The sequence below is a fragment of the Bifidobacterium miconis genome (genome assembly GCF_019331735.1).
Classification (GTDB): domain Bacteria; phylum Actinomycetota; class Actinomycetes; order Actinomycetales; family Bifidobacteriaceae; genus Bifidobacterium; species Bifidobacterium miconis.
The window spans coordinates 1-13,336 of sequence record NZ_JAHBBH010000054.1 but is presented as its reverse complement, the minus strand read 5'-3'; the positions used below and the strand labels follow the sequence as shown (position 1 = coordinate 13,336).

The 13,336-nt window shown below is 64.6% G+C and carries 7 protein-coding genes; 2 read left to right on the top strand and 5 right to left on the bottom strand.

The window, feature by feature from the left end; all coding sequences use genetic code 11:
• The first annotated feature begins 270 nt into the window (after positions 1 to 270).
• Positions 271 to 1,212 (top strand): AEC family transporter, encoded by a 942-nt coding sequence (locus tag KIH79_RS11900; protein ID WP_219059577.1) that lies wholly within the window; start codon positions 271 to 273, stop codon positions 1,210 to 1,212.
• On the opposite strand, the gene KIH79_RS11895 is transcribed toward KIH79_RS11900, so the two are convergent.
• The 5 genes from KIH79_RS11895 to KIH79_RS11875 all read right to left on the bottom strand — a co-directional run bounded on the left by KIH79_RS11895 (position 1,190) and on the right by KIH79_RS11875 (position 11,833).
• The gene (locus KIH79_RS11895; RefSeq protein WP_219059576.1) at positions 1,190 to 1,891 is read right to left on the bottom strand and encodes an HAD family hydrolase; all 702 of its coding nucleotides are present in this window, start codon (positions 1,889 to 1,891) and stop codon (positions 1,190 to 1,192) included. The genes KIH79_RS11900 and KIH79_RS11895 overlap by 23 nt on opposite strands.
• A gap of 5 nt (positions 1,892 to 1,896) precedes the next feature.
• A complete protein-coding gene (locus tag KIH79_RS11890) occupies positions 1,897 to 4,185 on the bottom strand; it encodes a beta-galactosidase (protein ID WP_219059575.1) in 2,289 nt (762 codons plus the stop codon).
• 174 nt (positions 4,186 to 4,359) lie between these two features.
• Positions 4,360 to 5,961: an extracellular solute-binding protein gene (locus tag KIH79_RS11885; RefSeq protein ID WP_219059574.1), complete on the bottom strand. Its 1,602-nt coding sequence runs from the start codon at positions 5,959 to 5,961 to the stop codon at positions 4,360 to 4,362.
• A 252-nt stretch (positions 5,962 to 6,213) separates the two neighbouring features.
• The gene (locus tag KIH79_RS11880) at positions 6,214 to 8,226 is read right to left on the bottom strand and encodes a glycoside hydrolase family 53 protein (protein ID WP_219059573.1); all 2,013 of its coding nucleotides are present in this window, start codon (positions 8,224 to 8,226) and stop codon (positions 6,214 to 6,216) included.
• Positions 8,227 to 8,485: 259 nt separating this feature from the next.
• Positions 8,486 to 11,833, bottom strand: coding sequence for a DUF5107 domain-containing protein (locus tag KIH79_RS11875; RefSeq protein WP_219059572.1), 3,348 nt, complete (start codon positions 11,831 to 11,833; stop codon positions 8,486 to 8,488).
• A 268-nt stretch (positions 11,834 to 12,101) separates the two neighbouring features.
• Between KIH79_RS11875 and KIH79_RS11870 the strand changes: the two genes are divergently transcribed.
• Positions 12,102 to 12,992: an AraC family transcriptional regulator gene (locus KIH79_RS11870; RefSeq protein ID WP_219059571.1), complete on the top strand. Its 891-nt coding sequence runs from the start codon at positions 12,102 to 12,104 to the stop codon at positions 12,990 to 12,992.
• Positions 12,993 to 13,336: the final 344 nt, after the last annotated feature.

Sequence of the window (13,336 nt, the reverse complement as noted above, 5' to 3'; positions counted from 1 at the left end):
CCCCGCCTGGAAGGGGCGGAAATTGGTGTGTGAAGGCCCGTGCAACATGCACTATCACGCCTCAAGAGCCTCTCGATCGTCAAACTGACATCAGCACGGAACGAATTCAGCCTCTCGATCGTCAAACTGCCGCGTTCTGCGATGAGTTCTCCAATTAGACGGGGTGTGGCAGTATGGGATAGGTTTCAGGTTCGCGGGGTCTGCCGGCGCGGCGCCCGCGACGCATGCGGCGGTTTGGGCCGAATACGGCAGAAAAGAGGGACAGGGATTATGGCGGGTTTGTTGAGCGCAATGGAGGGGTTCTGCGTCATCGGCATCGTGATTCTGGCGGGGTACATCGCCGCGCGCATGCAGATCGGCGGCTCGAGCGCGCAGATGGTGCTCAATCGTTTCAGCTTCTTCGTGTCGAGCCCGTGCCTGATGTTCGCGATCCTGTCGAAGGAGCCGATCTTCGACATCTTCCACTCGTCGATCATCGTGGCGTTCTTCTCCGCGATGCTGGTCGGCGTGGTGTTCCTGCTGCTCAACCGCATGTTCTTCCACATGAGCGCGCCGGACGCGATCATCGGCTCGCTCAACTCGCTGTATCTCAACTCGAACAACATCGGCCTGCCGATCGCCACGTACATCCTCGGCAACGGCGCGCTCGTCGCGCCGATCCTCGTCATGCAGCAGGCGCTATTCACGCCGATCGGCCTGACCGCGCTCGACGTGACCACCAAGGGCAAGGTGTCGGCCAAGGCGATCCTCACGCAGCCGCTGCACCAGCCGCTGCTCATCGGCTCGCTGCTGGGCATCGCGCTGTCTGCGATCAATGCGAAGACCGGCTGGTTCATCCCGAACTTCCTGTACGACCCGATCAACATGATCGGCGAGTCCGCGGTGCCGATGATCCTGATGGCGTTCGGCATGTCGCTGCACGGCACGAAGCCGTTGCAGCAGAAGGGCGACGTGCCGGCGATCTTCACGGTGGCTGTCCTGAAGAACATCATTATGCCGATCATCGCGTTCCTGCTCGCGTACTTCGTGATGGGCTTCCGCGGCAACGTGCTGTACGCGTGCGTGGTGCTCGCCGCTCTGCCGACCGGCCAGAACGTGTACAACTACGCGGCGCGCTACAACGTGGGCCTCACGTTCGCGCGAGACGGCATTCTGATCTCGACGCTCACCAGCCCGGTCTTTATCGCGCTCATCGCGGCGTTGCTGAGCTGAGCGGACCAAGCGGGCCGAGCGAACCGAGCGCTCGCAGGTCATCGACGACCGGGCATCCCACGGTAGCCGGGTCCAGAGGAACCCGCGCGCAGGCGCTGACGCCGATGACGCGCACGCCCGCAGCCTTGGCGGAGGCGATGCCTGAGGCGGAGTCCTCGAAGGCGAGGCACTCCCCCGGCGAGACGCCGCCGCCCAACAGCCTCACGCCCGCCGCGTACGGCGCCGGGTCCGGCTTGTGCGCGAGCGCGTCATCGCCGCTGACGATGCCGACGAACGCGCCGCCCGGCGCGGCCGCTACCACGCGTTCGGCCAGCGAACGCGGCGACCCGGTCACCAGCACCGAGGGAATCCCGGCCCGCACCAGCGCAGTCATGAGCTCCCACGCGCCCGGCGTCCACGGCACCGAAGCCGGGAAACGGTCATACTGGCCGGTCACGTCCGCAATCAGCGCGTCGATAATGCGATCGTCCGTCTCCTGCACGCCGGCCTCGCGCAGCACGCACGCGCATACGGGCAACGGAGCCGCGGTGAGGCGACGGGACAGCCCGTCGCTCCACGCGACCCCGTGTCGTTCGGCGCAGCGCCGTTCCGCGGCGACCCACATCGGATCGGAATCGACCAGCGTGCCGTCCAGATCCCACAGCACGGCCCGCACCGTCACGCCGCTTACGCCGCTCATACCGCTCACGCCTTGCGGAACGCCACTTCGTACACCGGCTTGACGCCCACGGACTCCAGCGCGGCGATCTGCTCGTCGGCGTGCTCCATGCGCGCGGCCATCGGCGAGTCGACGTTCACGTTCACGCCCTTCTTGAGCGGCGTGATCACGAACACGAGCCGGTTGCCCGCGGCGCGCACCCGGGCGGCGTTCTCCTTCATGCCGATCTCCCATACGTCGCCGTTGCAGAAGTTGTCGCTCAGGAGCTCCGCGTTCGCGAACATCCAACCGATGTCGCCCATGTAGCGCACCTGCAGCAGCGCGTCCTTGACATGGTCGCCGTCCATGAAGCCCTCGGGCAGGGTGATGGCGTACCGCTTGTCGCTGAGCTGCTCGACCTTCGGTTCGACGTGCACCGACGGCACCGACACGGTGAGCGAGCCGAGCGGCGACTCGCCGTCCATGACGTCCGTCTCGCCGTTGCCGGAGGCGAGGTAGCCGGCCGGGTAGGTTTCCACGCGAATGTCACCGTCGCTCGATTCGACGCGGATCTCGTCGCCGTTGCGGTACGCCGCGCCCGGCGCGAACACGAGCGCCTCGCCGTCGATCACGGTCAGCCGGTCGGCCTTGGCGCGGCTGAGCACGACCACGTCGACCGACGCACCGGAACCGGAGCCCACCGTGAACTTCTGGAAATCGGCTTCGCCGTCCACGTCGATCACGGTCCCGTCGGCGAAGCGCATCCACGCGCGGTCCATGCCGTCGGGGCGCAGGAACACGAACGTGCGTCGCGCGGCGCCCGGCAGCGTGATCGCGGTGATCGGCTGCACGGTCGCGGCGGTGAGCGTCACGCCGTCGAGGTCCATGTTGAACGGCAGCACGCAGTTCTCCTCCGGCGCGAGTCCGATGCCGTCGAACGTCACGTGGCTGCCGTCGGCGAGCGCGATCTCGATCGTCTCGTCGTGCTTGGCGGTCATCTCGTCGTGGTCCTGGAAGTTGTTGACGAACACGAATCCGGACCGACCGTCGGTGCGCACGCAGTAGCGCAACGGTTCGCGGTCGGTCGGCTTGATGCCGGCCTGATCGGCGGGCACGACGACGTCCATCGGCACGAACCGTTCGGCGAACGTGGAGCCGAAGTAGTGCAGCGTCTTCATGCGGCCGTACGATTCGCGCACCTGTCCGTATTCGCCGAGCCCGGCCTGATAGTCGTAGGATTTCTTCGGCACCTGGCCTTCGTTGAGGTAGACGCCGTGGCCGGTCGGGTTGGTGCCGCCGTGGTACATGTAGTAGCCGAGGAAGTTGCAGCCGGACGCCATTTTGATGTTGGTCATCGCGTCGACGGATTTCATCGGCAGTACGAAGCGGTAGTTGTACGAGTTGGTCATGCCGCCGCCCATTTCGCAGCACGCGTACGGCTTGTCCTCGGGCTGGTAGCTCGGGTCGAATTCGTCGCCGCGCGGGCAGTCGTTGGAGTGGAAGTCGCGGTACAGGTATTCGTCGGTGACGGGATGGTCGCCGCCGTGCGCGTAGAACAGCCACGGGCGGTACGCGTAGCCTCCCCACAGCGGCAGCACGTCGTCGGGCACGGGCGCGCCGCCCCAGCCGGTGGCCGTGTAGAACGGCACGTCGATGCCGACTTCGTGCGCGATGCCGCGCAGCGCCTCAAGATAGGCGATGCCGTCGGAACCGCCGGGCACCCATTCGTCGGAGATACCGGTGGTCATTTCCCACGGCGCGGACGAGTGCATGTACTCGTTGTCGAGCTGCGCGCCGATGATCGGGCCGCCCTGGTCGAACAGCAGGCCGTCGACCTGCTCGTGGATCTTCGTGTACAGTTCGCGCACTTCGGCGAGCCAGCCGGCGTCGAGCGAGCGGGCCTCGTAGTCCTTGCCGTACACCCAGTCGGGCACGCCGCCGTTGCGCACTTCGCCGTGGTCGAACGGGCCCATGCGCAGGATCATGTACATGCCGTGCTTGGCGCACAGTTCGGTGAACCTGCGCAGGTTCTTCGAGCCGGTGAAGTCCCACTGCCCTTCGATTTCCTCGTGGTGGTTCCAGAACACGTAGTTGGCGATCACGTTGACGCCGCCGGCCGCGCATTTGGCGAGCTCGTCGTCCCAGCGCGACTCGTCCATGCGGGAGAAGTGGAATTCGCCGCTCACGCCGAAGAACGGCTTGCCGTTGAGCGTCATGTAGTAGTTGGTGAAGTCGATCGAGTCGCCGTTGGGGTTGGTGTTGCGCGTGCGGTCGACGATGTCGAACGGTCGGATGGGACGTTTGACGAAATTGGTCAGGTCGACGACGTGGTTCATGATGTTGCCTCGCTTGGTTGCGTATGTTGGTTGATTGTTGGTTGACGATTGATTGATGATTGGCTGCGTTGATGGCAGCGTTGATGATCGCGACAGTGTTCGGCCGCGCGACGCGAGGTGCGCGCACGCGCGGCCGGTTGCGGTTGACGATTGGGATGACGGGAGCGACGCGGCTTACTTGGTGTACTTGTCGTACCACTTCTGCCACAGGGCGACGTTGTCGTCCATGCCGAGCTGCTTGAGCTTGGCAACGAAGTCACTGAACTCGCCGTCCACACCGCCGGAAACGATCCAGCGGGAGATCACCGGCATCGCGTAGTCGAACATCTGCGTGTCGTTGTTGGAGATCGTCGTGGAGTCGGTTTCGTCGGGGCGCACGTAGTCGGGCAGCACGTCCTTGGTAAGGTCGAAGTGCTTGTACTGTTCGGCGTACACGTCGTCGGCCTTGCGGAACGATTCGAGGAAGTTCACGTTGTCGACGGTGATGCCGTCGGGCACCCAGCCGGCCGCGCTTTCGCCGCCGAGCGACGGGCTCTTGCCATCGTCGTTCCACGAGTCGTAGTAGGCGTCGGTGAGCTTGTACTTGGTGTCGGATTCCTTGGTCATGTATTCGGGCACCGCGCCGTAGATCTGTTCGAGCGTGGTTTCCGGGTCGTACAGGGCGTTGACGATCTTGAGGATGGGCTCCATGTTGGGCGCGTCCTTCTTCACGGCCACGCGGTTGTTGGCGAACATGGTGGTTTCCACCGAACCGTCCCACGTCACGTCGTCGGCCGACATGCCGGGGCCTGCCGGGGCGGGCATGGCCACGTACTGGTCGCCCAGGTCGCCGAAGTCGGTGGCCGCGTAGGCGAACGCGACGCCGACCTGCGCGGTCTTGCCGTCGGACTTGAGTTCCGCCGTGTACTTTTCGGAGGCCTTGGTGATCGCGTCGGACGGGATGAGTCCCTTGCTCATGAGCTCGTGCAGGTACTTGACGACCTGCTTGAACTCGTCGGTGGCCATGAAGTTACCGACCTTGCCGTCCTTGACGTAAATGCCCTGCTGGGAGGCGCCCGAGTTGAAGTGGGTGACGATGCCCAGCGAGTTGAGGAACAAGAACGGGTTGTACCAGCTCGGGCCGAATCCGGAGGAGTCGAATTTGACGATGTTCATCGGGATTTCGTCGGCCTTGCCGTTGCCGTTCGGATCCTGCGTCTTGAATGCCTCGAGCACCTGCTCGAGCTCGTCCCACGTCTTGGGGATTTGCAGGCCGAGCTTGTCGAGCCAGGTCTTGTTGATGAGCATGTGCTGGCCGGAGCCGTAGTACTGTTCACCACGGTCGGAGGGCAGTACGTACACCTTGCCTTCGGGGTTGGCGACGAGCTTCTTGGCGTTCGGCTTGGTCTCGAGGAATTCCTTGACGTTGGGCATCTGGTCGAGATGCTGGGTCAGCTCCTCGAACTGGGGCATCTGGTCGGCGTCGGACGGGTCGAACGCGGCGATGGAGATGTCCGGCACGGAGCCGGAGGCGAGCATCGGGTTCTTCTGCTGCGTCCACGCGGTGCCGCCGACCTGTGACCATTTGATCGTGCAGTCGCACGCCGCGGTAAGCTTCTTGGTCCATGCCAGATCCTTGAGGGACCGGACTTCGGAGCGGGTGACCACCATGACCTCGACGAGCGGCTTGCCGTTCTTGTCGGTGGCTCCGGCCTGGGTCGTGCCGCCGCATCCGGCGAGCACGGTTGCCAACGCGGCGCTTGCGGCCACTCCCGTTATGATTTTCCTGCTGTTCATTCTTTTGCTCCTTCGCAAGGGGTCCGCACGTCTTCGATGCGGTTTGTGGTGTTCCTCTTGGTTTTTACTATACCGTCAAACCGCGTCGGCTCCACTCGAGAAATTGCCAGCAGATATCAAAATGTTGCTTGCGTATGATCGTTGACCTACCGGCGTTTGCCGCATACGCATCGCCACATACGCGTTGGCGCGCAGACGATCGTCCATCGTCTGCGCGCCAACGTCGGCTATGCCTTACGCCTATGTCACCGGTCAGCCGTTGTACCGGTACGCGTCGAACGCAGGTAGCGCGCGCCCGTCGAAGTCGAACAGCGCGGTGTTGTCGACCACGTTGCCGCCGGGCAGGTCGTCGCTTTCGCGGTACGACCAGTGCACGTTGCCGTTTGCGTAGATCATCACCGGATCCCAGTACAGGTCGCCGATGGCCATGCCGTCGGGCACGCCGCGCAGTTCGTTGAACAGGTCGATCAGGAAGTCGCGCTGCAGTTCGGGCGAGCTGGTGTCCGGACCGCCGTACGGGCCGTTGTTGGTGAGCTGGCCGGGGTATCCGGCGCCGTTGTTGCCGGTCCAGTTGAAGCCGGTTTCCATGATCATGATCGGCTTGCCGAACTCATGCGTCACCTTGGTGGCGAACTGTGCGAACTGCCTGGCTGATTTTTGCGTCCAGAACGGGTAGAACGACGAGCCGATCACGTCGTAGTCGACGCCGTGGTCGCGGGCCGCGCCGAAGTATTCCATGTAGCGCCGCGTATTGCCGCCGTCGTCGACGTGGATGATGATCTTCGCGTCCGGACACAGTTCGCGCACGGCGCGCGCGCCGGCGTTGTAGAAGCGGGCGAGCGCGTCCCAGTGGTCGAGCGAACCGTACGGCAGCAGCATGCCGGAGCGCGTTTCGTTGCCGATCGAGACGAATTCGGGCGTGGTGCCCTGCGCGTTGAGCCGGTCGAGCGTGTCGGCGGTGTACTCGTAGACGAGTTGTTCGAGCACGTCCACCGCTTCGTGCTGCGGCAGTCCTTCGATCTTGCGCTGCCAGGCATGCGGCACCATTTGGATGCCGGGGTTGGTCCACGTGTCGCTGTAATGGAACGACCATTGGATCGCCATGCCGGCGGCCTTGGTGCGCCGGGCGAGTTTGAGCCCGTCGGCGACTTCGTGATAGCCGCCGGGGATGTACCAGCCGTCGCCGCCGTGGCCTTTGCCGGTTTCGTTGAAGACGCGGATGCGCACGATGTTCCAGCCGTTCGCGCCGGCGAACGCGATCGGGTCGACCGGCGCGCCCTGTTCGTCGCGGAAGATGCCGCCCTGATCGACGACGTACGGCACTTCGGTGATGTCGCCGCCGATGTACAGCCGGTACGGTTCGCCGTCCTGCCGCGCGTCGCGTTCCAGCCTCCAGTCGTCGAATTCGCAGACGACGCCGGACTCGCCTTCCGCGTGCACGCCGACGGTCAGGCCGCCGCCGTTGACGACGATGCCGCGCACGGTGACGCGCTTCCACTTGTCCTTGTCCTGCGGCCGGAACGCGTTGCGCGGCACGGCGGCGCGACGCACGTCGGCCTGCGACGGATCGGTCGCGCACGAATCACCGGCCCCGTCCGGATCTCCCGGTTCGGACCCGGCATACACGTAGCACTGTCGCCATCCGCCTAGGTTGCGCGTCATCACGGTCAGCGTGTAGTAGCCGTCCTCCAATCCGTCGATACGGATGCGCTGGTCCTGCGCGTCTCCCCCGCGCACCGTGACCGGCTGCCAGATCGGCGTGCCGGCCGAACCGGGATCACCGGGCGCGGCAGACGCGCCGTCCGCCGCAGCGAGATCGCCGACGCGCTCGATCGCGACCTCGTCGATATAGCCGACGAAGTCCGGCGACGCGATCGGCTCGACGTAGATGCGCACGTCGAGTTCGCCGTCCGATTCGACGCGCACGCCTTCGATGCGGATTTCGTCCCAGGTCTTCTCGCCGTCGATCTGCACGGCGCCGGCGCTGGCGACCGGCACGGCCTCGCCGTTGGCCTCGAACCGGCTGTCCTTGAGCGGGCCGTTCGCCCATACCATGAGGCTCAGGTCGTAGACGCCCGGTTCGGCGGTGATGTCCTGCGACAGCAACACGTCGCTGTTCTCACGGTCGATGAGCAGCGAGCGCGTGCCGGCGTATGCGGTTCCGGGCTGGCCCGACGCGTGGATCGCGCGCGTCGTCGTCCATCCTTGGATCACGCCGTTCTCGTCGGCCGATTCAAATCCTGCGTTGGCAATGGTAACGGTCATCGTTGCGTTCCGTTTCTGTTGGGTATGGTTATCGTTTCATCGTTGATCGGCTGTTCGCGCGGTCCGGGCCGATCGTCACGGCCGGCCGCGCATCTTCAGTCAACAGTATATGGTCTACCGGTGTATCACACAAGCGCCACGTCATGCGCAGGCGCACGTATGACGCGGCTGGGCCGGCGACATCCGTCCACCGGACGGACATCACCGGCCCAGCCGCAGTCTCAGTGCATCGGCCCATCGGCCGCCGCATCAGCCGGCGTCACAGCACGTGGCGGTTGGCCAGCTCGTCGGCGAACAGGTTCGCCTGAATGTGGCTCGGATCCAGCGCGAGCGCGTCGTGCAAGAACTTCGCCGCCTGCACCTGCTCGCCCATGCCGATGTTGGCGAGGGCCATCAGGTAGAGGCAGTGGATGCGGTTCATCTTCGTGTAGTCGTTTTCGAAGATGAGGAAGTCGGGCAGCGAGACGGCGAAGTAGTCGATCTTGACCTGGTCGTCGAGGTGCTGCTCGCCGTAGTCAAGCAGACGGTAGAAGCGGGCGTTGGCCTGGCCGGTCTCGCCGAGGGCCGCGTGGGCGAGTCCCTGGAAGAGGATCATTTCGGCGGGCTGGTCGTTGTAGTACATCGCGCCCTTCACCTCGTCGGGGCCGATGGTGGCCTTGCGGAATTCGGCGCGCGCCTCGTCCTCGTGGCCGAGCTCGCGTTCGACCAGACCGAGGTAGCAGTGCAGGTCGTTGTCCTTCTGCCCCTCGAGCTTGCCTTCGCCGAGGTTCTCGGGGTAGCGCAGCGCGCGGGTGAGCAGTTCCTTGGCGCGGGTCCAGTCGTCGGCGGCCATGGCGTCCTTGGCGAGCAGGGTGAGCGCGATGCGGTACTGCGCGGTGATCTTGCCTTCGCCGCCCTCCCACGGGTGGAAGCGGCGCTTGCCCATGAGCTCGTACGCCTTCGCGTAGTTGCCGGTCAGGTTGAGCACGGTCAGGTATTCGATGTACAGGTCGTCGCGTTCGGCCACCACGTCGAGGTGCTTGTCGAACTCGGCGAGGCGCTGGGCGTACGTCCAACCGATCTTGCGGTGCAGCTGGTCGGTTTCGAGGAACACGCGCGCGTCGGACTCGTCGAGACGGTACGCCTCTTCGATTTCGCGCTGGGCGGCCGCCGCGTCGCCGCGCTTGTTGTAGTAGGCGAGCGCGAGGTTGCGGTGCACGGTCGGGAAGCCCGGGTCGAGGTCGCGGCTGGATTCCCACAGGGCGATCGCGCGGTCGGCGAGCGTCTTGTCGTAGTACAGGCAGCCGAGGTAATACGGGGCCTTCGCTCCGTTCACCGTCTTGATGGCGAGTTCCAGCGGCGCGATGTCCTCGAGCTTGTTCGGGAAGCAGTAGTCGCTCGGCGCGGCCTCGGCGGCCTCGAACGCCCCCTTCGCCTCGCCGGCGCGGCCGAGCTGCGCGAGATAGTAGCCCTCGTAGTACTTGACCATCGGCTTCGTTTGGTCGGTTTCGGCGAGCAGGGCGAGCGCCTCCTCGTACGCGCCGAACAGCGCGTAGTCGCGGGCGGCCTGCAGGTAGTTCTCGTGGAAGCCGCGCATAAGGCCCTCGAGTTCGGCCGGATCGGCGCCGGCGATCACGCGCTCGTTGCCGGACACGAAGTCGAATTCGTCGATCTTGAGGTTCTCGGCGAGCGCCGCGGCGGCATCGTCCGCGCGTCCCAGCTTGCGCAGCACGTAGGCGCGCAGTCCGCGGGCCTTGATGTTCATCGTGTTGCGGGTCAGCGCGTTGTCCACGTACTCGAGCGCGTCGGTCCAGTCGCCGCGGCGGGCGGCGATGGCGGCCATGTAGAAGAACGAACGCTCCTTCTGCGCGTCGTCCCACGTGGCCTTGAAGAACGCGTCGAACGCCTTGTCGTATTCGCCCTGGTAGAACAGGTCGAGGCCGAGGTTGTAGTGCGGCTCGGAATCGTACGGCTGCGTGTTGTGCTTGGTGAGACGCTTGATCGCGTTGCGGAAGTACTGCTCCGCGCCGGCGAAGTCGCCGCGGCGCAGCAGCAGTCGGCCGTACGCGTTGTTGATGCGCGCGTCGAGCGGGTCGCGCTTGAGGCCCTCGAGATAGTACGGGTCGGGCATGTAGGTGGCGTGACGGTACTGCTCGAGGTGCGTGCCGGCGAGGAACAGCTCCTCGTTCGTGGCGATCTTGGCCGGTTCGTCGGCGGCCTTGGCCGGCTCGGGCAGCTTGTCGATCTTCTTCGGCTGCGGCGTGTAGTCGATGAGGACCGTGCCGTCGGCGGAGGCGACGGTGGCGGTGATGTCGGTCGGCTTGGCGTCGCCGGTGCTGAATTCGGCGCGCACGATGTCGTTCGGGCTGATCGTGCCGGTGTACTGGTACAGCGTCGCGCCGGTGCGGTTGTCGGTGACGGTGACGGTCGCCTGCTCGTACACGCTCGTCGCGTACACGGTGACGCGGCCCTGGCCCGCGACGAGTCCCTGCGCCTCGATGCCTTCGGTTTCGCCGGCCGCGCCGAACGTGTCTTGCGGGCCGATTTCGAGGTTCACGGCCGCGTTGATGGACGCGTTTTTGACCTGGCCCACGCCCTTGTACGGCATGAAGTACTGGGTGAACGTCTTGCCCTCGTACGGTTTGAGCCACGTGAAGTCGGGCTGGTTGTCGGTGAACACGCCGGTCATGAGCTCGACGTACGGGCCGTTCGCGTCCGTCAGGTTGCGGTCCCATGCGCGGCCGAAGTCGCCGTTGCCCCACGTCCACTGCTTCTTGCCCGGGGAGACGTGGTGGTCGGCCACGTGCAGGATGCCCGCGCCGACGCCGAAGTCGTAGCCGCCGACGAAGTTGTAGTCGGAGTGCGCGGCCATGTAGCTGGTCGGGACCGGCACGTTCTTGTAGCGGCCGATGTCGACGCCCTCGGAGTAGTCGTGCTTGTAGTAGGTGCCGGTGGCGATCGGGTAGCGCGAAACGTCGCGCTTGCCGTGATCCATGACGGCGGTCACGTCCGGCGGCATCACGGTCTTGGTATGCTCGTTGACCGGCACGGCCGGGTTGGCCCACCACAGGAAGGTCTGCGGCAGCGCGGTGCCGTTGTACAGCTGCGCGGTGATCTCGATGTACGCCTTGCCCGGGTGCAGCGCGATCTTGGTGACGACCTGCGTGCCGTACATCTGGTCGGTGTCGTGGCACAGCACCGCCTTGCCGCCGTCGGGCAGGTCCTCGACCTTGTAGTCGACCGGCAGGTAGGTGGTCGGGCGATGGTGCTGCGGCCAGTTGAATTCGATGCCGCCGGAGATCCACGGGCCGGTGAGTCCCACGAGCGCCGGCTTGATGACGTCGTTGCGGTAGACGAAGTCGTAGTTGTTGGTCTTGTCCTTGGCGTACTGGATGCGGCCTCCGAGTTCGGGCAGGACGGTCACTTCGAGGTACTCGTTTTCGATGATGACGGCCTTGTAGGCCTTGTCGCGCTTCTCGTCGCTGATGGTCTCGATGACCGGGTACGGGTAGACGCGGCCCGAGCTGCCCTGATAGACGCGCTTTTCGATGAATTCGGGGTTCTTGTCCGCCGCGCCGATCTCGTAGGTGGGGATCGTGACGACGGTGTCCTTGATCGTGACGGCCATGATTGCTGCTCCTTCATTGGAAACCATGCGGCTTTTCAGTTCCGCATGATGCGTAATGTATTGATTACTTGCCTATAGTCTAAATCGCCGCTATACGGCTTCTTTCGAGTTTTCCTGCCCTCAGATAGATAAAAATTGCGGTCAATAATCGCGGCCGTGCGAGTGTCGAAACGTTGCCGTGGATGTAGAATTATTGCCAAACAATGCACCGCCGCATGAAGCACCGTCGCATGCGGTCGCATACGTCCAGCGGGAAGGGACACAAGCAATGAAGCCGGCAGAGCACAACATTCTCAACGAAGGTTCGGATTTTTACATCTACACGCCGAGCAAAACCGCATTGCGCACGTTCTTCTACCCGCTGCGCGTCGGATCGTTCCGCTACGAGCAGGGCTACCGGCAGGAGCGCAGCTCGTTCGACAGCTTCCTGCTCATGGCCATCCGCCGCGGGGCGTTCGCCGTGTCGACCGAACAGGGCGAGCAGGGCGAACAGCGGGCGGGCGAGGGCAGCTTCGTGCTCGTCGACTGCTATCAGCATCATTCCTACCGGGCCATCGAGGACAGCGACGTATTGTGGCTGCATTTCGACGGCCCGCAGGCGCGCGCCTACTTCGAGCTCATCAACGGCAAGCTCGGCACCGTGTTCTCGCTGCGCGACCCGAGCTATGCGCTGACCCGCCTATCGGGCATCTTCACCACGTTCCACACGCAGCAGCGCGTGTCCGAGCCGAAAATGGCGAAGCACATCACCGACATCCTCACCGAATTCGCGGTGGCCGCGTCCGACAGCACGCCGTCGCCGCAGCGCCAGCCGCACATCATCGAACACGTGCTCTCGTACATCGCGAACCATCTGAGCGAACCGCTGCCGATCGAGGAGCTGGCCGGGCTCGCATACATGAGCGAATATCATTTCATCCGCGTGTTCAAGAAGGAAACCGGCTACACGCCGCACGCGTACATCATCGACTCGCGCATGCACGCCGCCAAATACCTGCTGCTCAACTCCGACGCCACGCTCAAGCAGCTGTGCGACGAATGCGGCTTCACCGATCCGAGCGCCTTCTGCGCCGCCTTCAAGCGCAAAACCGGCATGTCCCCCATGGAATTCCGCCAGCACGGCGCCCCGGCTCCGGAACCCGCTGCCACTCGGCCGTAGCCGGCTATACGGGCTCTTCGCATTTTGGTGTGTATGAGTTGCACAGTCCGAGGTATCGGAATCGCGCTGTCTCGTGATGCTGTGCTGTCAGCTTGCTGTCGCTCGCTTCATGCCCAGAAGTGCCTTCGTTGCTGGCGGAGCCGCGGCCCCCTCGGATAGGCCGAGCCGTGAAGAAAACAGTCCAGTGGACTGTTTTTAGGCGAGGAGCGAGCGATAGCGAGCCAGCAATAACGCTCGCGAAGCGAGTCCATAATTGCAGGACGCTGTCGGCCGAAGGTCGACTGGGGGAGCGTCGCGGCGCTGTGCGCCGCCAACCGGCACGGCATCGCGCGTACCGCGATTCC

Excerpts from the sequence above, each read along its gene's own strand:
- KIH79_RS11900 (WP_219059577.1), top strand. The coding sequence starts at position 271 with ATGGCGGGTTTGTTGAGCGCAATGGAGGGGTTCTGCGTCATCGGCATC.
- KIH79_RS11895 (WP_219059576.1), bottom strand. The coding sequence starts at position 1,891 with ATGAGCGGCGTAAGCGGCGTGACGGTGCGGGCCGTGCTGTGGGATCTG.
- KIH79_RS11890 (WP_219059575.1), bottom strand. The coding sequence starts at position 4,185 with ATGAACCACGTCGTCGACCTGACCAATTTCGTCAAACGTCCCATCCGA.
- KIH79_RS11885 (WP_219059574.1), bottom strand. The coding sequence starts at position 5,961 with ATGAACAGCAGGAAAATCATAACGGGAGTGGCCGCAAGCGCCGCGTTG.
- KIH79_RS11880 (WP_219059573.1), bottom strand. The coding sequence starts at position 8,226 with ATGACCGTTACCATTGCCAACGCAGGATTTGAATCGGCCGACGAGAAC.
- KIH79_RS11875 (WP_219059572.1), bottom strand. The coding sequence starts at position 11,833 with ATGGCCGTCACGATCAAGGACACCGTCGTCACGATCCCCACCTACGAG.
- KIH79_RS11870 (WP_219059571.1), top strand. The coding sequence starts at position 12,102 with ATGAAGCCGGCAGAGCACAACATTCTCAACGAAGGTTCGGATTTTTAC.